The 23,272-nt window shown below is 60.0% G+C and carries 18 protein-coding genes and 2 pseudogenes; 12 read left to right on the top strand and 8 right to left on the bottom strand.

What is annotated here, in order from left to right; genetic code table 11:
* Positions 1–142 precede the first annotated feature (142 nt).
* On the top strand, positions 143–340 hold the full coding sequence (locus Q7F16_RS25460) for a DUF6316 family protein (protein WP_003199200.1): 198 nt from the start codon (positions 143–145) through the stop codon (positions 338–340).
* Between the two features lie 191 nt (positions 341–531).
* Here the strand turns inward: Q7F16_RS25460 and Q7F16_RS25455 are convergent, their stop codons facing one another.
* Both Q7F16_RS25455 and pap read right to left on the bottom strand, forming a co-directional pair.
* A complete protein-coding gene (locus Q7F16_RS25455; protein ID WP_095973951.1) occupies positions 532–1,716 on the bottom strand; it encodes a thiolase family protein in 1,185 nt (394 codons plus the stop codon).
* A gap of 103 nt (positions 1,717–1,819) precedes the next feature.
* The gene (gene pap / locus Q7F16_RS25450; RefSeq protein WP_409556508.1) at positions 1,820–3,334 is read right to left on the bottom strand and encodes a polyphosphate:AMP phosphotransferase; all 1,515 of its coding nucleotides are present in this window, start codon (positions 3,332–3,334) and stop codon (positions 1,820–1,822) included.
* Positions 3,335–3,484: 150 nt separating this feature from the next.
* On the opposite strand from pap, the gene mnmC reads away from it, so the two are divergent.
* Positions 3,485–5,467, top strand: coding sequence for a bifunctional tRNA (5-methylaminomethyl-2-thiouridine)(34)-methyltransferase MnmD/FAD-dependent 5-carboxymethylaminomethyl-2-thiouridine(34) oxidoreductase MnmC (gene mnmC / locus Q7F16_RS25445; RefSeq protein WP_409556507.1), 1,983 nt, complete (start codon positions 3,485–3,487; stop codon positions 5,465–5,467).
* Between the two features lie 385 nt (positions 5,468–5,852).
* Here mnmC and Q7F16_RS25440 read toward each other — a convergent pair whose 3' ends face one another.
* Positions 5,853–6,122 carry a hypothetical protein gene (locus Q7F16_RS25440; protein ID WP_409556506.1) on the bottom strand — a complete coding sequence of 90 codons (270 nt, stop codon included), beginning with the start codon at positions 6,120–6,122 and terminating at the stop codon, positions 5,853–5,855.
* Between the two features lie 819 nt (positions 6,123–6,941).
* Here Q7F16_RS25440 and Q7F16_RS25435 point away from each other — a divergent pair.
* The 9 genes and pseudogenes from Q7F16_RS25435 to Q7F16_RS25395 all read left to right on the top strand — a co-directional run bounded on the left by Q7F16_RS25435 (position 6,942) and on the right by Q7F16_RS25395 (position 11,364).
* Positions 6,942–7,094 carry a hypothetical protein gene (locus tag Q7F16_RS25435; RefSeq protein ID WP_409556505.1) on the top strand — a complete coding sequence of 51 codons (153 nt, stop codon included), beginning with the start codon at positions 6,942–6,944 and terminating at the stop codon, positions 7,092–7,094.
* Positions 7,095–7,424: 330 nt separating this feature from the next.
* A complete protein-coding gene (locus Q7F16_RS25430; protein WP_409556504.1) occupies positions 7,425–7,793 on the top strand; it encodes a hypothetical protein in 369 nt (122 codons plus the stop codon).
* Between the two features lie 36 nt (positions 7,794–7,829).
* Complete coding sequence (locus tag Q7F16_RS25425) at positions 7,830–8,081, top strand: hypothetical protein (protein WP_409556503.1); 252 nt, start codon at positions 7,830–7,832, stop codon at positions 8,079–8,081.
* Positions 8,082–8,095: 14 nt separating this feature from the next.
* Positions 8,096–8,314 carry a helix-turn-helix transcriptional regulator gene (locus Q7F16_RS25420; RefSeq protein WP_409556502.1) on the top strand — a complete coding sequence of 73 codons (219 nt, stop codon included), beginning with the start codon at positions 8,096–8,098 and terminating at the stop codon, positions 8,312–8,314.
* 32 nt (positions 8,315–8,346) lie between these two features.
* Positions 8,347–8,658 (top strand): helix-turn-helix domain-containing protein, encoded by a 312-nt coding sequence (locus Q7F16_RS25415; RefSeq protein ID WP_409556501.1) that lies wholly within the window; start codon positions 8,347–8,349, stop codon positions 8,656–8,658.
* A gap of 378 nt (positions 8,659–9,036) precedes the next feature.
* A pseudogene (locus Q7F16_RS25410) lies at positions 9,037–9,245 on the top strand (hypothetical protein).
* An 89-nt stretch (positions 9,246–9,334) separates the two neighbouring features.
* Positions 9,335–10,075, top strand: a complete 741-nt coding sequence (locus Q7F16_RS25405) for a hypothetical protein (RefSeq protein ID WP_409556500.1) — start codon at positions 9,335–9,337, stop codon at positions 10,073–10,075.
* Positions 10,076–10,077: 2 nt separating this feature from the next.
* Entirely contained in the window at positions 10,078–10,800 is a 723-nt protein-coding gene (locus tag Q7F16_RS25400) for an SOS response-associated peptidase (protein ID WP_409556499.1), read from the top strand.
* 228 nt (positions 10,801–11,028) lie between these two features.
* Positions 11,029–11,364, top strand: coding sequence for a hypothetical protein (locus tag Q7F16_RS25395; RefSeq protein WP_409556498.1), 336 nt, complete (start codon positions 11,029–11,031; stop codon positions 11,362–11,364).
* Positions 11,365–11,538: 174 nt separating this feature from the next.
* Here the strand turns inward: Q7F16_RS25395 and Q7F16_RS25390 are convergent.
* Positions 11,539–11,697 (bottom strand): annotated as a pseudogene (locus tag Q7F16_RS25390) (lysis protein); the annotation flags it as partial.
* 72 nt (positions 11,698–11,769) lie between these two features.
* The gene (locus Q7F16_RS25385) at positions 11,770–14,145 is read right to left on the bottom strand and encodes a hypothetical protein (RefSeq protein WP_409556497.1); all 2,376 of its coding nucleotides are present in this window, start codon (positions 14,143–14,145) and stop codon (positions 11,770–11,772) included.
* Between the two features lie 103 nt (positions 14,146–14,248).
* On the opposite strand from Q7F16_RS25385, the gene Q7F16_RS25380 reads away from it, so the two are divergent.
* Positions 14,249–14,602, top strand: coding sequence for a hypothetical protein (locus Q7F16_RS25380; protein ID WP_409556496.1), 354 nt, complete (start codon positions 14,249–14,251; stop codon positions 14,600–14,602).
* On the opposite strand, the gene Q7F16_RS25375 is transcribed toward Q7F16_RS25380, so the two are convergent.
* Genes Q7F16_RS25375 through Q7F16_RS25365 form a run of 3 tightly spaced genes read right to left on the bottom strand, consistent with a single transcriptional unit; the run spans position 14,599 to position 23,269 of the window.
* Positions 14,599–20,712, bottom strand: a complete 6,114-nt coding sequence (locus Q7F16_RS25375; RefSeq protein WP_409556495.1) for a hypothetical protein — start codon at positions 20,710–20,712, stop codon at positions 14,599–14,601. The two genes, Q7F16_RS25380 and Q7F16_RS25375, sit on opposite strands and share 4 nt — an antisense overlap.
* Positions 20,709–22,808 (bottom strand): transglycosylase SLT domain-containing protein, encoded by a 2,100-nt coding sequence (locus Q7F16_RS25370; RefSeq protein WP_409556494.1) that lies wholly within the window; start codon positions 22,806–22,808, stop codon positions 20,709–20,711. The genes Q7F16_RS25375 and Q7F16_RS25370 overlap by 4 nt, the downstream gene beginning before the upstream one ends.
* Positions 22,805–23,269 (bottom strand): hypothetical protein, encoded by a 465-nt coding sequence (locus tag Q7F16_RS25365; RefSeq protein WP_409556493.1) that lies wholly within the window; start codon positions 23,267–23,269, stop codon positions 22,805–22,807. The genes Q7F16_RS25370 and Q7F16_RS25365 overlap by 4 nt, the downstream gene beginning before the upstream one ends.
* Between the last annotated feature and the right edge of the window lie 3 nt (positions 23,270–23,272).

The following is a 23,272-nucleotide window of genomic DNA, read 5'->3' as shown; positions in this document are numbered from 1 at the left end:
GCGTCACGACACAGGGACAGTTGGGCAGAGGCCGCCCGTGGGATTGTATGGGTCGTAGCCGTCGATCGGCTGGACAGGCGGGAATCTGGGACAACACATATGCTCATTTGAAACAGACCTCGCTGCACTCTGGAGACCCGACATGCTTGGAAAACGCGCCTTGGATCCCGCCCCTACGACTATCTTTCGCAGTGACCGGATCTGCCGGGTTAACGGCGAGTTTTATTTCAATACACGTGAGGGCACCCAAGAGGGTCCGTTCGCCACCCGCGAAGCGGCAGAAGTGGAGATAGAAGCGTATATCCAGCGGATGCAGCAACTGACTCAGGTTGCCAGCTAAACACTTCCACGGCTGGCGCAGCACCTTGTGGCGAGAGGATTTATCTGTGGGAGCAACGCCCTGTGGGAGCAAAGCTTGCTCGCGATGCAGACACCCCGGTTTGAGAGACCGCATCAACTTCATCGCGGGCAAGCCTTGCTCCCACAGAGATAAATCCCCTTGCCATAAATAATCCCCTCGTCAGCGCCCGGTTATCTCACCGCCTCAAACAACCCCGTAGCCCCCATCCCGCCGCCCACGCACATGGTCACGATGCCGTAGCGCAGGTTGCGCCGTTGCAGCTCGCGCACCAGATGCCCCACTTGCCGCGAGCCGGTCATGCCGAATGGATGGCCGATGGAGATCGAGCCGCCGTTGACGTTGTACTTTTCGGGATCGATTTCCAGCCGGTTGCGGCTGTACAGACACTGGGAAGCAAACGCCTCGTTGAGTTCCCACAGGTCGATATCGGCGATCTGCAAGCCCTTGGCCTTGAGCAGCTTGGGCACTGAAAACACCGGGCCGATGCCCATCTCGTCCGGCTCACAACCGGCCACGGTGAAGCCACGGAAAAATGCCTTGGGCTTGAGCCCCAGCGCCAGGGCTTTCTCCAGGCTCATCACCAAGGTCATCGAGGCCCCGTCGGACAACTGCGACGAGTTACCCGCCGTCACCGAACCGTCTTCGGCGAACACCGGTTTCAGGCCGGCCAGGCTTTCATAGGTGGTGTCCGGACGGTTGCAATCATCACGGTCGACCACGCCATCGAGGATCTGCACAGCGCCCGTGTTCTTGTCCTCGACCCGGTACTTGACCGCCATCGGGATGATTTCGTCATCGAACAACCCGGCCGCCTGGGCCTTGGCGGTGCGTTGCTGGCTCTGCAGGGCGTAGCGGTCCTGCTCTTCGCGGCTGACCTGGTAACGACGGGCAACGATCTCGGCCGTCTGGCCCATGGGGAAATAGATCCCGGGCACCTGTTCCTTGAGCAGCGGGTTGATCAGGTTGTCGGTGTTGACGCTTTTCATCGTCAGGCTGATGGATTCCACGCCGCCCGCCACAATGATGTCGCTGCAACCGGAAGCGATCTGGTTGGCGGCGATGGCAATGGCTTGCAGGCCCGAGGAGCAGAAACGGTTGAGGGTCATGCCGGCGGTGCCGGTGCCCAATTGCGAGAGCACCGCCACGTTGCGCCCGATGTTGTAGCCCTGGGCACCTTCATTGGACCCGGCTCCGACGATGCAGTCCTCGACACTGGCCGGGTTGATGTCGTTGCGCGCCAGCAAGGCATCGACACAATGGGCCGCCATGTCATCCGGACGGGTCATGTTGAACTTGCCGCGAAAGGACTTGGCCAGGCCGGTCCGTACGCTGTCGACGATCACCACTTCACGCATGGCTGTACCTCATTGTTGTAGTCGGTTGAGAGTGGATCGAGCATAAATCCACTGCATAACCGACCGCGACAATCATTCACCCCGCGTATGCGTGCCCATCGCCCTAGCGCTTCTTCTTGCGAGCCTGTTTTGCAGTCCGCTCGAAAGCTGCCTCCAGCGCCTGGTTGAGGGTGCGCAACACCTTGACCCGCGCCCAGCGCTTGTCGTTGGCTTCCACCAATGTCCAAGGGGAAATCTCGGTGCTGGTGCGGTCGACCATGTCGCACACCGCCGCGCGGTAGGCGTCCCACTTGTCGCGGTTGCGCCAGTCATCCTCGGTGATCTTGAAACGCTTGAACGGGATCTCCTCGCGCTCCTGGAAACGCTCCAGCTGGGTTTCCTTGTCGATGGCCAGCCAGAACTTGACCACCACCACGCCGGCATCGGCGATCTGTTCCTCGAAGTCGTTGATTTCACCGTAGGCCCGCAACCAATCGGCCTGGCTGCAAAACCCTTCGACCCGCTCCACCAGCACCCGGCCGTACCAGGAGCGGTCGAACATGGTGAACTTGCCTCGCGCGGGAATATGCCGCCAGAACCGCCACATGTAGGGGTGGGCGCGCTCTTCTTCAGTGGGCGCGGCAATCGGCACGATGCTGTATTGGCGCGGGTCCAGGGCCGCCGCAACCCGTCGGATCGCCCCGCCCTTGCCTGCCGCGTCATTGCCTTCGAACACCGCGACCAAGGCATGCTGGCGCATGCGTTTATCCCGCAGCAGGCCGGCGAACCGAGCCTGCTCGGTGATCAGTTGCTCTTCGTAGTCGGCCTTGTCCAGGCGGCGGGTCATGTCCAGGCTGTCGAGCAGCGTGACCTGGCCGTCCAGCGCAGGCAACGGCGCCACGTTGACCTTTTGCGGCTTGATCTTCGACCGGTCCAGGGCCTGTCGCAAGCCGTCGAGCAGGATCCGCCCGACGGTGAGGCTGCGATAACAGCTGTCCATGCCTTCGATTACATGCCACGGCGCGTAGTCGCGACTGGTGCGGCGCAGCACACGCTCGCCGTATTTGACGAACTTGTCGTAGGTCTGGGACTGCTGCCAGTCCAGCGGGCTGATGCGCCAGCTGTGCAGCGGGTCATCCTTGAGCCCCTTGAGCCGAGCCTTCATCTGTTTCTTGGACAGGTGGAACCAGAACTTGAAGATCAGCGCGCCTTCATCGCAAAGCATTTTCTCCAGGCGCTCGGCACCGGCAATCGCCTGGTCGAGCCGCGGGTCCTTTATCTCGCCATGGACCCGGCCCTGCAGCATCTGACTGTACCAGTTGCCGAAGAAAATCCCCATGCGCCCCTTGGCCGGCAGCATCCGCCAGTAGCGCCACGCCGGAGGCCGCGCCAGCTCCTCGTCGGTCTGTTGGTCGAAGGTGCGCACTTCGATCAGCCGCGGGTCCATCCACTCGTTGAGCAACTTCACCGTCTCGCCCTTGCCCGCACCTTCGATGCCGTTGATCAACACGATGACCGGAAACCGGCCCTGCTGCTGCAACTCGAATTGCGCCTCCAGCAGCGCTTCACGCAGGGCCGGCACCTCGGCCTCAAAGGTGTCTTTATCGATGACATGACCGATTTCAGCGGATTCAAACATGGGCAGCTCCTTCCGGGGATGGGCCAAGACTAGCGGATTGGATGCGGTCCTGTGCAGCAGATTCCATCCAGATTCGCGCTCTGTTGCGATGGGTCAAGCAAGCCGATACCGATCGGCTAGAATGGCCGCTCAGTTTTGACCGAGCCAGCCATGACGCCCATCCAGCAACACGCCCAACTCGACTGGGATGATCAGGGTCGCCCGCGTTCGCGGGTGTTCGACGATGTGTATTTTTCCGACCAGTCGGGGCTGGAAGAAACCCGTTATGTGTTCCTTGAGCAGAACAACCTGGCCGAGCGTTTCACGGCCCTGACCGATGACGGGCGGCTGGTGATCGGCGAAACCGGATTTGGCACCGGCTTGAATTTCCTCTGCGCCTGGCAACTGTTCGAACAGTGCGCACCGGCAGGCGCCCGGCTGCATTTCGTCAGTGTCGAGAAGTACCCCTTGAGCCCCGAGGACCTGCGCCGGGCCCTGGCCTTGTGGCCGCAACTGAGCCTTCAGGCGGAGCAATTGCTTGAGCAGTACGTGGCGATCCACCAGGGTTTCCAGCGCCTGGTCTTGGCGGACGGACGGGTGACGCTGACCTTGTTGATCGGCGATGCCCTGGAGCAGTTGCCGCAACTGGACGGGCAGATCGACGCCTGGTTCCTCGACGGTTTTGCGCCGGCCAGGAATCCCGAGATGTGGACCGCCGAGCTGTTCGCCGAACTGGCCCGGCTGGCCGCACCCGACGCCACCCTCAGCACCTTCACCAGCACCGGTTGGGTCCGGCGGTTGCTGAACGCGGCGGGCTTCAAGATGAAGCGCACGCCGGGCATCGGCCATAAGTGGGAAATCCTGCGCGGTGTGTTTCTCGGCTGGCCGGAGCAGACACCGGCGCCGTCCCCGGCAAAACCCTGGTACGCCCGCCCCACCGCGCTGACCGGCGAGCGCCGGGCACTGGTGATCGGCGGCGGCCTGGCCGGTTGTGCCAGCGCTGCCAGCCTCGCCGCGCGTGGCTGGCAGGTGACGCTGCTGGAGCGTCATGCCGGGTTGGCCGAGGAAGCTTCCGGCAACCCCCAGGGTGTGCTGTACCTCAAGCTGTCGGCCCACGGCACGGCGTTATCGCAGATGATCCTCAGCGGCTTCGGCTACACCCGGCGTGTGCTGGAGCAACTGCAACGCGGCATTGACTGGGACGCCTGCGGGGTCTTGCAACTGGCCTTCAACAACAAGGAAGCCGAGCGTCAGGCGCAACTGGCCGAGGCGTTCCCAAGGGATTTGCTGCACCCCCTCGATCAATCCGAGGCGCAGGTGCGGTCCGGCATCGGCCTGGCCTGTGGCGGTCTGTTTTACCCCGAGGGCGGCTGGGTGCATCCACCGGCGTTGTGTCGCTGGCAAGCCTCGAGGCCGGCGATTGATGTGCAACCCCATCATGAAGTGCTGCAACTGCGCCGAGTCGACGGCCAATGGCAGGCATGGGACGGAAAACGCTGCCTGGCCAGCGCGCCGGTGGTGATCCTCGCCAGCGCCGCCGAAATCAAACGTTTCGAACCGGCCGCCGACTTGCCGCTCAAGCGCATTCGCGGGCAAATCACCCGACTGCCGCAAACCAGCCGCAGCCAGAGCCTGGCAACCGTGGTGTGCGCCGAAGGCTATGTGGCTCCGCCGCGGCTGGGCGAGCACACCCTGGGCGCCAGTTTCGATTTCAACAGCGACGACCTGACGCCCACGGCCGCCGAGCACGCCGGCAACCTGCAGATGCTCGAAGAAATCTCCCAAGACCTGGTGGACCGCCTGAACGCCGGCAGCCTCGACCCGGAACGCCTCGAAGGTCGCGCGGCATTCCGTTGCACCAGCCCGGATTACCTGCCGATTGTCGGACCGTTAGCGGACCGCCAGGCCTTTACCGAGACCTATGCGGCCCTGGGCAAGGACGCCCGCCAGGTGCCAGACGCTCCCTGCCCGTGGCTCGATGGCCTGTACATCAACAGCGGCCACGGCTCCCGCGGCCTGATCACCGCGCCGCTGTCGGGCGAACTGATCGCCGCCTGGCTGGACAACGAACCCCTGCCCCTGCCCCGCAGCGTGGCCGAAGCCTGCCATCCGAACCGGTTTGCGTTGCGGGCATTGATTCGGGGCAAGGCCTAACACCCATTTAATGGTGTGCCCCCATCCCCTGTGGGAGCGAGCTTGCTCGCGATAGCGGTGGATCAGTTGGCATCTGAGTTGACTGACCCACAGCTATCGCGAGCAAGCTCGCTCCCACAGGTTCCCCGTGAGGCATGGGGCAACCCCCTACCCGCCGGCTTATAACGCATCGATCTAAAACTCACAGCAATCCCTCCGGTCAGTTTCAGGGTACCCGCCCTTTTGGCGGGTGCGGCTTGACCCCTCCCCAACGGAAAAACCGGTAAGGACTTATGTGCGGATTAGCTGGAGTATTGAAGCTGGGGATTTCAAAGGGTTTCAGGGGGGCGTAGCTCCCCTTTTTCCCCCTCTAAAATGCCAGATTGGTACGAAAAGTGGTACGAGACTACTTGAGCAGCTTACACATTATTTCGGGATGGTTCGTAACTGCCTCGTGTTGATGCTGCATCATGTTGTATGCCTGAAATGATTCTTCAAATTTTACGCCAAGCGTGAGCACTTCCTCGTGCCCGCCGACATAAATTGCCGAGGCGCCCTCGAAGTGCTCCGGAGGTAACTGACACATGATATTGGCAATCAGACCGTCGAAATAAAAGCGATAGCTGTGTGCGATTGCTGGAGGCTTGCCCCTCTCTCCCTGCAGGGGCATCTCCATATGTAGAGGACCTAGGTTGTGCCTTCCTCCCTTGGTTGTAAGCTGCGTCAATTGGATTGGCATGAAGCTCAAGGGGTAAGGGTCTTTCTTTAGTACCATCTGACGTAGTTGGTCTAGATCGCTTTCATTTAGATGGACATCAGAGTTTTGTCTCAGGCTTGAAGCCGCAGATCGCCATAACAAACTCAGAAAAAAAACTCTCAACTGTAGAACATCTAAACCTGGTATCAACCTTACTGAATATGGAGAGCCTGGATAGGCAACGAAATATTCCAACAGCTCAACTTCTTTTCCCCAACCGCTCCATACTAGTCGAGCTCTACGAAGTTCTGTTGCGGCGAAATCATCCAATTCTGCAAGTATGTCTTCACCTGCCCGGGTAACGAGCCCCCGATCATACCAACTGGTCGGCCTTCTAGTCGGTCGGTCGCCAGGTGCGCAGTCGATGAAGAACCGCCCATCGCTTGGGGCTGTGAATGCCCTAGGGATTAAGTGAGATTTGACAAACTTCCCTGGCTTCAACGTCAGCTTGCATATCCCTATCGTCACATGCAGCCCCTCTAATCTGGTTCATCTTGGGGTGTTTGAAAATCGGTGTAGCAGCAATATGACAGCTCACCAAAGCATGTGATAGTGTTTGGCCACCTTCTGTACATCAGCCACACGATGCGACTTATCGTGCTGCGACCGGCCAGTTGGGTATCTGCCACCGTCCTCCTGGAAACACCGCGCGAGCGGAAAAAGGGAATAGGCAGAGACAGTCTGAACCTCCTTGCCAACTGCTTCATGAGCTCGGGAGAACAGCTAGGGAGGATTGCCATGGGCATTTCTGAACAAGCTGGTTCAGCAGCTTTACACCTTCGCCTCACGGCGTTGGGCAGCTTCGTTGGGGTGCTTTGCACCTGCGGCGTCGCACCAGTAATCGCTGTTGTGCTGGGGCTAATTGCTGCTTTTGTTTTAAACAGGGTGTAAGGCTAGGGTGGTCATGGGCGCGAACATGGCCATTCGAACCTTATCGATTTCCTCCCCGACTGTCTTCTCGCCTGAGTACCAGCTCATTTTCGCGGTTCCCGCATGCGTCGAGTATGGTGCCGGATTAATCCTCAAACGCCGACAGCGTACCCCAGCATGGTTCGGCCCACGGCTATAAAGGCGGTAAAGCCATTCAACGCACCAACTGGCGAGCCGTTTTAGCGGCTGCTACGCTCAAACGAGTACGGCCCCTCCTACTTGAGTCAAACTGTCGCCCGCTGCGCAGCAAGAGGTGGCCGTACCTCCCATAAAGCGTGAAAGTGTGCGCCCATGACCAAACCACTTGTTCAGCCCCGAATCCTTAGGGCCTCTCAAGCGCCAACTTACCTGGGTATGTGCCGGGACGAGTTCAACAAGACAGTACGGCCGAACGTGCGCGAGTTCCCGATCGGCAAACGGGGCGTCGGCTTTGACCGTGTGGAGCTAGATACCTGGGCGGATGCGTACATTGCCGCCAATGCCATCGCAAAACATCCTGCGACCTCCACAGCAACGAAACTACCTGAGGCCGCTGCGCAGCCAATCTCGCGACGGCAGTCTGGAGTGTTCAATAGGAAAACGGCGCCAGATCACGCAACCAAGGAAGAATTTGACAGATTGATAGAGTCGATCTTGGGCAAGCGAAAACGGAAGCTCTAATCAGGATCTAAGCATACGTTGCTGGGGAAGTTGCCTATGGACGATGAATGTGAGGTCGTATATGTAGCAGGCTTAGGAAAAATGCTCGGGCGAACTGAAGCCTCGGTAAGAGAAGGGATTCGCCGCGGCGTGGATTGGCTGCCGAAGGGATTCAAAATGGGCACCAGGCATTGCTGGCTCAAGGATGATGTGAAGGAGTTTCTGCGCGCTTGCCGGGATGGCGAGAACAAAACTCCGAAGGTGGGCAGGAAGCGGCGCCCGCCGCCGACGCTCGTAACTCTTCGCTGAAGAGAGAGCAACCCATGCCAACCAGAGCCGGAACAAACAGCATCGATCGCTTCATGCGCCTTGACGAGGTACTTCACGTCACCGGCCTTGGCCGTAACACGGTATATCGCCGCATCAGAGAAGGCACATTTCCAAAGCAGCTTAGGATAGGCCCCAATTCAGTCGCGTGGCGTCAGTCGGCGATCATTGAATGGATGGATTCGTTCACGCCGAATAAAGATCAGCCCTGGTGATGACGGCAGCCTGTGAATAGGAGAGCACTATCTTGACGCTGATATCAATCACGAAGGCCGCGGCTATATTGGGCATCGGTCGCACCACTGCCTATCGTCTCGCGAAGGAAGGCCGCATCCCATGCGTGCGAAGCTTTGGGCCCTTAAGGGTTCACGAAGAACGACTGCGAGCCTTGATTGATGCGGAAGCTGACGCAAGCGTGACGTCCGCCCGACACTCAAATTGCAACCCAGCCTCCAGCGCTGCCGGTGAAGCAGGAGCCTACGGATTAAATTCACCAGCCCGTCTCACGCGAGAGCTAGACGAGTTACTCCAGGCCAGGCCGAAGAACCAGAGCCATTGATCAAGCTCACACGAATCGCAGGTCACGAATACCGTGCGGGCTCCCAAGAGTTCAGCCGCGACACTGCGAAGGACGGAAATATGCGCTATTTGACCATCAGAAAGTTCTCGAACGAGTCCGGGTACACTGAAGCGGCAATAAGAGCAAAAATCGCCGATGGAACATGGATTGAAGATCACGTATGGAAGCGAGCCCCTGACAACCGGATTTTGATCGATGTGCATGGGTTTGAGGAGTGGTTGGTAAACGGAAAACCTCGAAGAATAACAAAGCAACCATGCTTGAGATCGCCCTCACTCATGAAAAATAAACCTTCACTCAGCCCGCCCCCTTTAGTCTAAGCCTCGCAAGAGGAGCCTCCCAGAAAGGAGTTCACCAATGCCCAACTCGGACCTTCTCCCTTCCCTGCTGTGCAAGATCAACGAGAACCAGCTCGCGCTTGAGGCCGCCATCATGGAGCTATCCAATTGGGTGGAGGCACGTTGTCGGCTGACGTAGCCGACAACGTGCGCGGCGCCTTGGACACCATCGACAGGAACGAAGAATTTATCAAGCTGACGCTTGCCGTGCTGATGGCGCCGGAATGAAATAACGCTGCTCGTCGGCTCACTCTCGCCCGGGTCACATCGCCTCGATTACTGTGCATACAAACAGTATCTAGCAAGCGATCCCCATCATGAACTTTGAACAGGCCAAGGCGCTGAGGATCCAGCTCTGGCGAACAACCCTCGACGACCACGACTTCCGAATGGAGAGCCCGGAGGCGCATCGTTCCACCCTCCTCGAGTCAAGCGCCCGGCTAGCAGAGGAAGGGCTCATTGATCGGATTGAACAGTTCGAGATGGATGAAATGGCGAACGCCGCGTACTGGCACGCCGTGGAAGAGCTGCAATCGAACCCGACTATTTTCCGGCCCTCATATGGTTATGACGTCCTCCCTCGAGGCGGAGGGCCAAGGATCGGGACGATTTTCCATTCTGTTCTTCGCCTGGATGCAAGCAGTAGCGATTCACTCCGCCCGTATGATGGGAAGGTTTACCGGGACGAGACTGGGCTGGTGCTGAAATACAGTTCCTCGACGGAAACCGGGAGCATCGAGGGGTTGGTCCTGACTATGGCAGACGGAAGGCAGTTCGACCTGATCGAGGCCAGGCGGATGGTGCAGGGAAAGGTGTACACAGCTATTGAGGATCCAGACGTGTATCGCTGGATGGTCGATGTCGTCCAGGTCGCTACTGAAACCCGGGACGTCGACATCGTGGAGAGAATCAGGCCCTTCCTGGAACTGGCGAGATTCCGTCAGTGCTCGACGTGCCTAGACAGCTTTGGCAAACGAGAGGATTGCACTGCATGCGACGGCCAGGGTTTCGTCCCCAAGCTCTTGAGCCGTAGCTATCTTCATAATTCAGAGGGCTGAATATGTGCGGACGACTCTCGCAGTACTCCGGCATCCATGACTTCGTGGCGGCCTTGAGCATGCCCAACGCTTTGGTCAATTCCGCCGGCGATCTGCCGCTGGAGAGGTACAACGGAGCGCCGTCGCAGCAGCTCGCCCTCTTCCACTTGGAGGATGATGTCCTACACGCCGATCTGGTGCGCTGGGGCTGGCGGCCGGCATGGGCCAAGGACCGGGCAGCGCCGATCAATGCCCGGGTCGAGAAAGTCGCCCACGGTCCGTTCTACCGGTCGATCTGGCCGAACCGCGCCATCACACCGATCAATAGCTGGTTTGAATGGGTCGACGAGGGTGGACCGAAGAAGCAGCCCTACCTGATCCGCCGGCGGGACCAGGCTCCTGTCCTGTGCGCGTCCATCGGCCAGTTCCCCACCGATGGCCGGGAGCCGGGTGAGCACGACGGCTTTGTGATCATCACCGCCGACAGCGCGGGCGGCATGGTCGACATCCACGACCGTCGACCGGTGGTGCTGGGGGCGGACCTGGCCCGCGAATGGCTGGACCCGGCCACACCCAAGGAGCGCGCCGAGCAGATCGTCATGCAGCAGGGCGAGCCGGCCGATGCCTTCGAGTGGTTCAGGGTAGACCGATCCGTCGGCAACGTGCGGAACCAGGGCCCCGAGCTGATCAGGTCTCTTGCTCCTCCTGATCATGTAAATCCGACGAGCGGCACTCAAGAAAAATGAAGCATTTGCCGATCTTTTTAGGTCAGACGTTACGTATCAGAAATTTTTTTTAATCGCTATGTCACGTGCTAGACGCATTAATTAAACGAATTGAATGGATAAGTAACTCTTATTGACGAGACGCAAAACCTAGCCCATATTTGGATTGTGACCCGAAAGCTAGATTGACAGTCTCACCAATAGCTATAGAATCCCGCGACCTTTTACTAAAGAGCAGGGTCGTCGGGGATGGTTCAGGAAGAGCTAAGCAAGAAGCAAAAAACTGTTGCAATTCTCTACGATGCTGTGCTACACGCTGCAAACCGAGTATTGCACCAGGCAAAAAACTATTCGATCAGCGTCCTCAAGCTTGAAAACCCGACGTACGCTGAGATTGCAGCACAGTTCAGGGAAGTATGCTCGATCATCGATTTGCTCGCCGCCCAAATTGATGATGCTCACACGGCGCAGAAAGCTACTGAGTACGTGAGCTGCATGGAAGGTATTGCGAAGGCGATTGATGAAGACGACGCCGACGCACTCGACAGCTTTGTTAAACAACTAGATATGAGGCCATTCCTTTGAAAAAGCTAAGCGATTTCGAATTTGCCAAACTGGCTAAACGCGCCGCAGCTATTCTCGAATCCATCGAGAGCAAGCTTGACGCTACCGAAAAAGCATTGGCATCCCATGTAGGCGCCAAGCAAGCAGCTTAATAAGCCGCGAAAAATTCCAGGCCTCGCATATTGCGGGGCCTTTTCATTTCTGAACGTTTATCTCCCTGGCATACGCCTGGCACGCCTGCATCGCGATCAACCCCCGATCGCCGGCATCGGTGATGGCGATAATTCGTTGAGCATGCGCTGGGTCAAGTGGGGCTCTTGCCCTTCCATGAACCACGCCGCCGGAGACGGCGGCGGGAGGCGCTGCGTTCCAGCTCCAGGCGCCCGCCCTGCCCTGTCCTAAATCTGATCTGTAGGCACACCAACCTCACCCAATGCTGACCAGCGTAAAGGTGCGGGAACTTGCATCGCCGTTCCGAATGTTCAACAACCCTCCGGCACCTGCCCAGAGGCGAATAGTCCCTGACGCAGGCTCTGCCGTGGTACCGACCACAATGTCAGTGCTGCCTGCCGTTAACAGCGTCACCCCAGTTGGAGAGATTGCTATTAGGGCCTGCGACAAATTTCCTCGGTTTACTGAGAACAGTGCCAGGCATGTACCGTTATTCACTCCGTGACCCGCCAACGTGCCAGTAGCCCCAGCGACGATACTCGTGCCCTGAACTCGCATGCTCCCGCCTATGGCCTGCCCTTCGCCAGCAATAGCGAAGGGACGCATAAGACTTCCTGGGTTGGGCAGAAAGGTGTCAGCGGAGCCAACCCGAGTGAACCCAGTGCAAGCATATTCACTGAGCTCCGCCGTGACCGAGTTCCCAGCGACGCGATGGGTCAGCAGCGGTTTGATCGACCCGCTGTTATAGCAAGTCGTGGCGAACACCTTCGCAGCAAATGGCGATGACAGGCCGCTAGTTTTAACCCTGACAAGCTCGGACGAAAGGTTGTTCACGCAAATATCGGAAATGCTCAGGGCGTTCGCGTCCCCGTCGACCAGATATTCGACCAAACGGTCTATCGGCCCCTGCACTTCAACCTTCGATATAGAAACAAGCCCCGCATCGTTCGCCGGCGAGAACGTTTGCACGATATGTTGAATTGCCGGAGAGGAGTGATTCACGATAAACACACCATTCACTTTCAGGGCTGGACGCCTGCGATCAACGGTCCCCTGCCCTCCGTTGATTACGCAATACGGCACGTTGCCGCCGTAATACAGGCAGGTGATGTCCTGGACGAACCCCGCCCCCTGCTGGAATCCAATCTCCTCGTTTCCGCCAACCGTTGGCCCTGTGGTTCTGATAAATTTAGACCCAACAATCTCGCCAGTAGTCATCTGAGACTTGATGCTGCGACCCCAGCAGTTTGTGAATACTCCCCCGTTTACCCTGAAGGTTGAGTTGATTGCTGCCGTACCCGCGGTCACCGCATGCGGGCCAAAGCAGCGGATGCCGTCTTGATCAGAGTTATAGGCGGCGTCCTCACTGCTGATATTGTCAATGACAGGGTCATTGATCGTCACACTGCGTGGATACCCGATGCCATCACTGTTGCCAAAGATGGTGATCCCGCTCACACCGACAATTCCCGGGATTCCGGCGCCAGAAGCAAGGACAACGTTCTTTACTACAGGCCTATCGAACACAACCGTCGTAAACCCGCCGCGAATGAGAATGCCGTCCCCGTTTGCATAGGTAGAATCGGCGCGACGAATGTTTTGCACTTGGGTATCGGCGCTGTAGAAAGTGCCATAACCAATCGGGAAGAAGTCCGTGGAGTTGTTGCGCAAGTAGAGGCCGCAGAAGGCCTTGCTGGCTCCATCAAGAATGAGCACGCCCTCAATACGGTGGCTCAGTGGCAATACCGAGAAATACAGCATCGATTCTGTAATGACGGCCGAGTCCAACTGAATCTTCGCGCCGTTAGATTTCCAGTTGATCGCGCCAGGAATCAAGGCCTGGTTGCCCAGAGCGCGAGTGATCCGAATTATTCCAGATCCGAAGTCAAGCGGTACGCCGGCGAGCAGAGCATTTTCGAGGGCGGTCGAGTCATCGGTTATCCCGTCGGACTTCACGCCAAATTTCCGCACATGGACCCTGGCCGGAAGATAGTCCACCACAGTCCCGCCTGGGGCGCCGATACCGCTAGCCCCTGTAGGCCCGGAGAGATCCTGAACAACGTGCGCCGTGCCGTCTGGGTATTGATAGAAAATGTTGAGCGCGTTGTTGATCGGCCCCTGAATCGCCGCCAGCAAATCACCGATGTACTTCGTTACCCACCATTTTGTTGCGGCGTCCTGATCCTGGGTGGGATTGGCGACATTGGCGATCCGTCGATTCTCGGCGTCGTAGTAGTCTCGCCCCAGAGGGCGAACGAGCGCCCGCTTGAAGATCGAGAACCCCTGCTGGATCAGCATTGTCAGTCGGTCGAAGACGTCTTCATGCGTCTCGGCCAGGAACTTGCCCTGGTTGCGCAAGGACGTTTGCTGATAGGCGTCCATTTCCCGCGACACGATCAATTGCCCGGGGCCGGCCAAGGCCGTCGTGGTCACAATGCTGCCGCCGCCTTCATCGCCAGCACCATTTACGGTGTATTGCGACCCGTACGTCAGCGGCGTGCTCACTCCTACCGGGCTGACGTAAGTGACGATCAGGTCCTCGTTCGCCAGAAACTTGAAGAAGAACGGGAAATTCGTGGTCACCCCATTAGTTGAAAACTCGGCGACGCTGTTTAGAGTTGGTACGGTCACTGTCGTGACTCCTTTTCTCTGGACGAAAAAAAGCCCGCGCGGCGGCGGGCTTGATGGGGTTCGTGTATCTTCGCTAGGTACTAGTGAATGGAGGATCTAAACAATGGAATCAACAAAGGTCGTATCGCTTTTGGCCTGGATGTCCTTCATTGCGCTTGTGATATTTTTCCTGTTCAAGGCGATCTGGATCGCTTGGGGTGACGAAGCCTTTATATCTTCAATCCTCCTGTGGTGGTCGGCCGGCGTTTTGGTAATTCCATCTGTCGTGCTTCCATTTGTAATTGCCTACCGGGTGGTGAAAGTACTGTCCAAGAAAACCAGTAACCTAGGGATATTTGCTGTAGCGGCAGCTCTATCAATTGTTATTTCAGGCGCATCAATCATGGTATCCATCCAATCAACCCCAGGTATTGGATGGCGCTATGTGGCGCTTTCTGCTGATGCATTTGATCGTTAGTGCTTCGGCGCGCCATGCAATAAAGCCTTGATGAACGCAGGCGCGTCTTCTGGGGTCTCGTCTCCGACGGCTACGTTCCACAGGTACGAGCCCTGGCGCGTTATCGGTTTGGTGGGAATGCCCATCAGGTAGCCGCCGGCCGTGACCATGGACTTGACTGCGGCACCGGCCTCCTTGTCACCCGTTGCCAGGCCGGTAATCGCTCCAGCAGCTTGTCGGCCAGCATTGATGGCCTGCCAGGCCGGCGATAGCGATCCGGCGTGGCCGCTGAGTGCTGCACCCAGGGTGTCGCGTATCACTGGGAAGCCGGAGACGCCGAAGCCAAGCGTGCTTTTCGCCATCCAGGCGGCCAGGTTGTCGTCTTCGTCCGGGCCTTTGCCGGTGAGCAGGTCGCCCACCACGCCCTGGAAGAACGCCAGCGCGATCATCGAGGCGACCGCACTGGCCACTGTGCGTGTTCCTTGCTTGGCCTCGAAGGCCAGGTCGCGGTTCTGGTTGTAGTAGGCCGAGAACGGCGTGTAGAACATGGTCAGCAGGCGCATGGCCGCACCCTGGTCCTTGCGCTGAATGGCTGCGATATCCATAGCCCCGGTACCGCCCTGCGAAAGTCGCACGGCGTTGTCGCCATCGAGCGCGGCGGCGGCCGGTTCCTTGCCCGCTGCCAGTCCTTCGCGGTAGCTGGCGAGCCAGATTGCGCCGGAAATGCCGCGGTCCAGATAGCCCAGCAGGTTGAACGAGAACCGCACCAGGTCGTCGCGCTTGCGGAAGAAGGCGTTCTTGCCGATCAGGTCGGCCATGCTGGAAGCCAGCCGGCCATCCTCCGTGTCCCAGCGCAGGCGCATGGCCGGGGATGCGTCGGTGATCATCCGGTATGTCTCGACCGGCGAGCGGATACCGTCGAGCAGGCTTTGCGCCAGCAGCCTTGGCTTGACGTACCGCAGCCCGGGGATCAGGCCGCCGATCTGCGCCAGCATGGTGGTGCTGGAAAGGCCGAGGCCGACAATCGACGTGTTTGTCCGTGCAGCATCCAGGAACCGGTTAAAGTTGCCGGTCTCCGGCGGGTTGCGGTCGTTGGCGATCGCCTTGAGCCACGGCAAGAAAGAATCCGCACCGCGCGGTCCAAGCTTGTCGATCAGCACCGCCCTGATTTGCGGGTCCTTGGTCAGGCGGTGAGCATCCTGCAGGGCTTCCCGGTGCGTCAGGTCGTGGACGTGCTGCGCCAGGCGCTGGGGAATGGCGCTCAGGTCCAGCAGCAGCGGGCCGCTGGCGTTGTCGTTCCGCTGGTTGGTGAAGCCGTTGGAAGGCAGCGCCCCCTCAAACCCTTCATTGAACAGTTCGCCGCCCACGGCAGCCGGTGGCGCACCAGCTCGCTTGCGGTCGTACATGATCGGGAAGTACCCGCCACGGTATTCACCAAAGGCGGTATTCACCGGCTTCGGCTCAATGCGCGGTGGCGCCACGCCAGACAGGCGCTTGTACATGGCAGCGATGTCCGGCCACAGCGCATCGAAGGAATCCCACACCGACTGCACCAGGTCCCAGTCCTGCTTGTCCAGGCGGCCCAGCATGTCGGCCAGGGCCGCGTCGTTCAGCTTGTTGCCCTTGAGCAGCTTGGTACGATTCGATTCGTTGCCGGTGTTCAGCGCGTGCATCAGGATCTCGCGACGATTGAACGACTTCCCGGCACTGGCGATGTAGAAACGGTCAGCCAGGCGCTTGGAGTCCATGCCGGCGAAGCGCTCGACGATGGAGCGAATGCCATTCTTGAACAGCGTGCGTTCGTTGGCCTGAGCCTCGGCCAGCGGGTTCCACACCAATTCATGCCAGGGGCCGCTGGTGTTCTTGCCGTCCAGGCGATTGATCACGTTCTCCATGCGGGTCAGCGAGGCGTCGAGCCCGGACAGGGCGTTGTAGGCTTTATCGGTGGTGCTCTCGCTGCTTTCCGACGTCGCTACCTTACGCGCGTCGACAGGCACGTTTTTATTGAGGGCGCCGATCAGGTCACTGCGAGCCTGCTCGTAGTCGCGCTTGTCCTTACGGTTCAGCAGCTTGTTCTTCAGCCTGGCAAGGTGCTCGATGTTCACCACGGCATCGCGCACGCCGTTCAGTTCTTCAAAGGTCAGGTCTCGATAGTTGACCTTGGCGCTTTGCTCGATCAGGTGCTGGGGCACGGTGACCACATTGCCCGCCGCTTCCTGCTCGCTGACAAACTGGGCCAGGCTTCGGCGGCGCTCTACCTGCGATCCGCTGACTTTGCGGAACTCGTACTGATCCAGCAGCCCTTCGATCTGTTCCAGGTAACTGGCGCCAGCCTTGCCGATTCGCTCGCGAGTCGATGCTTTTTCGAATCGGCGCATGAAGGTGTAGATCTTTTCCTCTTCCTTGCGGGCGGCGGTGGCCTCCCGGTATAGGTAGTGGTTCAGCAGCTCTCGCTGCTTGGCCTCAGCGGCTTCCTGCCAGCGTTTTTTGCTGGCGAAGTTGAAGGCGTCACGGTTGGCCTTGCGCTCGGCGTTCAGGTACAGGTGCGGCTGGATATCGCGCACCGTCTTCTCGGCGATCACCTGGGTAGCGACGGCCCGAATGTCCTTCAGCGATGGGATGGCGCTGTAGGAGTCATTACGCAACTCTCGAGAGTTCGAATCCTGGGCCCGCTGGACTTTTTCAACTTGGCGGCGCAAGCGATCGATTGCGCGCAGCTCAGCACGAACCACCTGGGCGCGGTCATCGTTGTGCACGGCTTCGATTGCACGGTCAGCCAGCGACCCGTCGTTGAGCATATCGCCATACTCGGCGCGCATCCTGGCCTCAGTTTCAGCCTGGATCAGATCCTTGCGCGCGCGCGCGCCAACCAGGGCTTGGACCATTTCGTCGCCGGAGGTGTAACCGAACTGTTCGGCCACCAGATCAGGATGGATTCCATCATCGCTGGTCATGCCGCGCAGGCGCGACACCACCGGCTTCCCATAACGTTCCACCAGCGGTCCCCGGGCAAGCTTTACTGGCTCACCCACGGTGCCGTCGGTTTGAACCCCTTTGAGCAGCAGATCCTGCACCCGATATGCGGGCTGGGCATCGACCTCCTTGGTTACCGCGTTCTGCATGACGACGCGGGCTTCCTTCCACCATTTCTGTTGCTCGCGAGTCAACTCGTGCAGGGCTTCGGCCGTCAGGCGTTCCTCGGCGGCCTGGCCTGCCTTGTCGGCGGCGGCACGGTACGCGTCGAACTCGGCCGGCGACATACCGGCGACCTTGGCATCGGCGAACAGATTTCGGTACGGGGCCTGGGCCACGGCAATCTCATCGTCGGTGGCCAACAGCCGGTCGAACACCCGGCGAACCTCGTCGTTGAGCTGGACGTTGAGGCGACTGGCATCGCGGTAGATCTGGGTCAGCCAGGCCTTGAACCGGGAGAACGCCGACTGCAACGCAGCGCTGGGGGCCTTGCCCTCGCGCAGGTACGCCTCGAAGCCGCGGGCAAATTGCTCGTGCTGCTCAACCTTGATGCCGGAACGATCATTCACGCCAAACCAGTCGAGGATCGTTTGGTAGTCCTGCTTTACTTGGTCAGGCACATCAGTGCGCGCCGCCAGGTCGCCCATGACCTCAAGGTAGAAATGCCCGGTTTCATGCAGGAAGGTCGACAGGTTGGCCTTGTCCGTCAGCTTGATGTTGAACTTGCGCCCGGCATCGAACTGGATGAATCCGCGGGCACCACCCTCCTCCTGGTCGAAGCGAACGGCATCACTGCCCAGCAGCGCCTTGCGCACCGCTGCGTTGTCGAGCACGCTCAGGTCCAGGCCTGACTGGTCAATGGCTCGCTGCAGCTCGTCCAGGGCCCCGCGAGCGTTAAGCTTCTCCTGGTTGATGTTGCCAGGGGCAGACTGGCGCTGGCCGCGAAGCTCCTTGTCGAGCGCTGCGAGCAGCATGTCGGGGGTGGCGGTCGGGACATTGCCAAGATAGCCCGCCTCGGCGGCCTGGGTGGCCATGTCGTCAAGGCTGCGCCCGCCCTTCCTGGCTATACGGTTATTGCCTCTACGTCCGACATCGGCGTCCCGGGCGGCCAGTTCACCGCCTTCATCGTTGATACCGCCCCGCTCACGGATGAAGTCGATCAGCGATGGACCATTGATTGCTGCGTCGTCCGGGATATCGCCAGTGCGCAAACGGTCAAGCAGGAGGTCCAACTGATCGGCGCCGCCCGGACGGCGCAGCACCTCCGGGATGTCACGCCCAACACGAAGCTGGTACTGGCTGAACAGCTCATAAGGATCAATGCCGGAGCGCTCGCCCAGGGAACGGAATGCCGACTGGTACAGAGATGCTTCCCGGTCGGCGGTCTGTGCCTCGCGGCCAATGCCCAGCAACTGGCCGCGCACGTCTTCGAATACCCGGCGATCAGACGCGGCAATCGCATCCTGCTCGACCCGGTCACGCAGCCGGTCCAGCTCTTCCGGGGCGCGCTGCTGAAACTCTGCCAGTTCGCGCAGGGTCATGGCGTCAGGGGTGGCGCGCATATCCTGCTCCAGCCCCCGGTGGTGCCCATCCTTCGCGATGACCGAAGCCCACTTCTCCAACGGGATCGAGATATCGCTGCCCAGGGTCAGCGCTTCAGCCAGTGCGTCAGCGTTGCCCGTGGCTGCGGTGGCGAACTGCTCAGGGTCCAGGTTGTTTTCCTGGAAATAGCGCTGGAACTGCTCGGCCGGCACCAGGATGTTTTCCACGTTTCCGCCGGCCTGCTCTTTCAGTCGAGCAATCAGCGCTTCGGCGCGCGGCGGGGAGCGCTTGAACAGCTTGGAGTTCTCGGCCATGTCGCCCAGGCGCTGGACGGCGGCCAGGTCCTGCTCGATCTGCCAGTAGCGACGGCCAGAGCTTGCCCCTGCAATGGCGACGTCAACCGGCGCCGTCGCCAGCCCCAGGGCGGCATTCAGGAAAAGCTCACCCCCGGTGGCCTCTTCGCCCACGGCCGCGGCGCCTGCTGCTGCGCCACCAGCACCACCAGCGGCCTGGGCGGTGCCTTCGACCGCGATGTTTCCAAGCTTGCCACCAATGCCTCGCCCAGCGAATGGAATGGGCAGCATGCCGCCCAGGGCGTTCACCGAAGCCTCGGCCAGCGTGCGCTTGAGGCTGTAGGCGTAGGACTGGTCAATGTCGCCGGTTTTCTTGAAGCCTTCCGCCAGGTTCTCCCCGGCCCCGCCAGCAACACCGGCGCCGAAGTTCACGCCGCCCACCACGATAGCCTTCTCGGCGGCGCGCTGGGCGAAGGTGCTGGCAAGGCGACTGACGGCAAGGCTCTTCGCCGGCTGCGCCGCAATACCGCCCAGACCACCGCCAACCACGAGGCTTGGCAATGCCTCAGTCAATGCGTTGCCAATCAGGCCCGGGTTACGCAATGCATACTGACCACTATCAGCCGCCGCACTGCCAAACCCGGCACCGCCCGCCCGGGCTTGGTCGAACACCTGGCCGGCGAATGCAATGCGCTGGTCACGCGGCATGGACATGTAGCCCTCGACAGCGCTTACAACGCCGCCCTCGCTCTGGCTGGTGTAGTTCGGTTCATCCGTCCCATTGCGGTCCAGGGCGCTTTGCGGGGCCAGCATGTTGACGAAGAACCCGCCGACCGAGGACAGCGAGCGGTCCAGCAGGTTTGCACCGGCCTCGCCGATCAGGCCAAGCTGCCCAATGCCGCGAGAAAGCGCGTCAGTCGTATCGGTTGAGTGCTGCTGCCCCGACTCTTTGACGAAGCTGTCGAAGGCGCCCTCAACATCCGACAGCGCGTCGATGTCGTCGTGGGCCACACCGGCATTGTTTGGGTCGGTCAGGAACTGGTTTGTAACCGGAGCACGGCTCAGCAGTGCGTCATAGTCCACGGCATCGAGCTTCGCCTTGCGCTCAACCTCTGGCCGGTTGCGCGATACCATTTCCGGCGCCAGGCCGGTCAGCTCAGCCAAACGTTGGATATTGGCCTGCTCGTCCGGGTTGGTGTCGGCTACATAGCTCAAGGCTGTACGTGGGTTTGGCAGGTCGCGCTGCCGCTGGATCACTGCATCGTATTTGTTGGGCTCACCCTGGCCGTCGGCACTGGAAAGAATGTCGTCGTAACGGCTCATTGATTGGCCTCGTTGAAGAGTTTCAGGATTTCAGCGTCATTTGCCACGCGGCCATGGCGCTTGAGCGCTTCGACGATCTGCTGGTGCTCGTCGGCTGGAATCTGCTTGATGTCCCGGACGATCACTTGATCGCCAGGCTCGCGTTCGAAGGTGCGTTTCTTGGTGGAAAACAGCCCCATCAAGCCGGAACCCGACACGTCACCCTGAATGAATGCCCGGTCCACGACCTTCTGCACCTGGTCGGGTGTTGCCTTCTTGCCCTGGTCCTGCTCCAAGGCGCGGATCTGGGTATCGACGTACCGTCGAGCGGCCGCTACAGACTTGGCGTCGGCCTTGCCGGCCTTGGCGCTCGGATCGATTCCAGCGATGCGCAAGGCCTCCTTGAAGATGTCGTCATTGCTACCGATGGATGCCGTGGCTTCGGCGCCCTTCTCCCGACGGTCCTGCTGAAGCTTGGTCAGCTCCTGGAAGTCGGTGTCGGAAAGCTTTCCGCGCATGGCCAGCAGGTTCATCTCGTTGCCACTGACGATCTCGTCGCGGGCCCGGTAGTAGACTTCCTGGTCCGTTGGCCGGCCAGGCTTGTATTCCATGATCTGCTTGCGACCCGCGGCGGGCAGCGCGGCCCAGGTGGCGGCCGGTATTGAATCCCAGCTATTGCCCTGCAAGACGGTATCCCACGCGGACTCCAGATTATGGGCGTCCTGCTGCTTGCGCTGTTCGGCCTGCCAGTCGATCCGGTCCTTCGCCGCTTTCAAGGCAATCGCTTTCTGATCTGCCGTGAGGTCGCCTCTCGAGTCGATGGCCTGGGCCACCTCACCAAAGCTTGGCTCTTGCGCCTGCAATGCCTTGCCCAGCACCTTTTGGGTGTACTCGCGGGTTTCCTTGAATGGGATCCGGTCGAGAAACTCGGTTTGGCTCACTTCGCCGGTTCGCGGATCGCCCAGCTTGAGTTTGCTCTCGTTCTTTCCGGTGGCATTGGTGCCGTTGATCCAGTCGTTCACCATGCCCGGGCCAGCGTTGTAGGCTGCCACCGCTAACGCGGGCGACCGGAAGTCATTGGTCAGTTTCTGGAAATAAGCCTGGCCCAGTTGCCGGTTGTAGTCGGCATCATTGCGAAAGCGGTTTTCATCCCATTCAACGCCAGCAAGCCTTGCCGCTTCTGGCCCCGTACTCGGCATGATCTGGGCGGTGCCGATAGCGCCACGACTGGAGGTCATTGGTTCCCCATTGCGATCGAACTGCTTGCCACCGCTTTCAGCCTGCAGGATTGAGGCGAACACGCGATTGTCCTGACTGCTCACGGCCTCGACTGCCTTGGAACCAACGCTGACGCCGACCTGGCGGTCGATCAGCGGCTTGAGCATTTCCGCTGCCTTGATCTGTGCGTCAGCGGTCATGTTGATGGCGTTGCTGGTGAAATATTCCCGGGCCTTCATCGGATCGCGTGCGGCGAGCTGTTCGATAACTGCAGCGTTCAACCTGGTGTTGGCCTCCAGACGCTTCTGTTCCGCCAGTTCAGCAGGAAGCCCTTTGCGCTGCGCCTCAGCCCCCTCAACGATATTCATTTTGGTCTGGTAATAGGCCAACTGCTGCGGGTCATCGGCGTACAGCGATGCGCCCTGAATGGCGCTCTTGCGCTGCCCTTCGGCGGTATCGTCGTAATACTGCTCCCGCTGGGTGAACTCGTATTTGTTCAGCTCGTTGGATAGCGAGGTACGGCGACCTGCAACAATTTGCGCATACCTGGCCCTCTGCTGCTCGCTGGTCAGGGTCTGCCCGATCTTGGCTTGAGTTTCCTCGAACTGGCTCAACGTTTGATTGGTGATGTCCAGAGCGGCTGCGCCCTTGCGGGTGTAGACGCCGCCCTCAGGGTTGAACATCGTGCTCTGCTGCCATTCGGTCAGCTTGCGATCGGCATCCATGATTGACGCAGTATCGGCCTGTTCTCTCGACCTGCTGGCCAGAATCTCAGCGCCACGCTGAAAACTACGCAGCCCCTGCTCGATCCCTGAGTTATCCGGCGCCACGCCGCGCAACTCGACGGCACGCCCTGGCTGCTGCTGGATCTGCGCCGTGTCGAACGTTGGCACCCTCATGACATGCCCCCGGCGAACGAGCCAAACGCGCCGCCGATGCCGCCCAGGATCGAACCTGTGGCCTTGTTGCCGGCGTTGGTCAGGGTCTGCCTGGCGTTCATCCGGTCCTGGTCAGCCTGGATCCGGTAGCCGTAGGCCTCCCGGGCGGCGTTGTTCTGGATGGTCAGGGCATCCAGCTCGCCAATCATGGACGTGTCGTCCTGAAGCTGGGCCGCGCTACCGCTGTTCACGTCGATGCCGTTGGCGGCCTGCACGGCGCGCTGCGTGCCGATGGCCTGCCCGGTACGCACGCGCTGCCAGTCTGCCGAGGTGTCGCCCGCGAACAGCGTTTCCTGGGCCGTCTGGTCCTTCAACTGGGCGTTGCGGTTGAGCATTGCGGCGCTGAACGCGCCTTCCTGCTTGGCGTTCTGCGCGCCCATCATTCCGCCGACCAGGGATATGGCGACCGGGATCAATGCCATCCA

Source organism: Pseudomonas sp. Lb2C2 (assembly GCF_052112205.1).
GTDB classification, from domain to species: Bacteria; Pseudomonadota; Gammaproteobacteria; order Pseudomonadales; family Pseudomonadaceae; genus Aquipseudomonas; species Aquipseudomonas kilonensis.
This window is presented reverse-complemented; position numbering and strand designations above follow the sequence as displayed.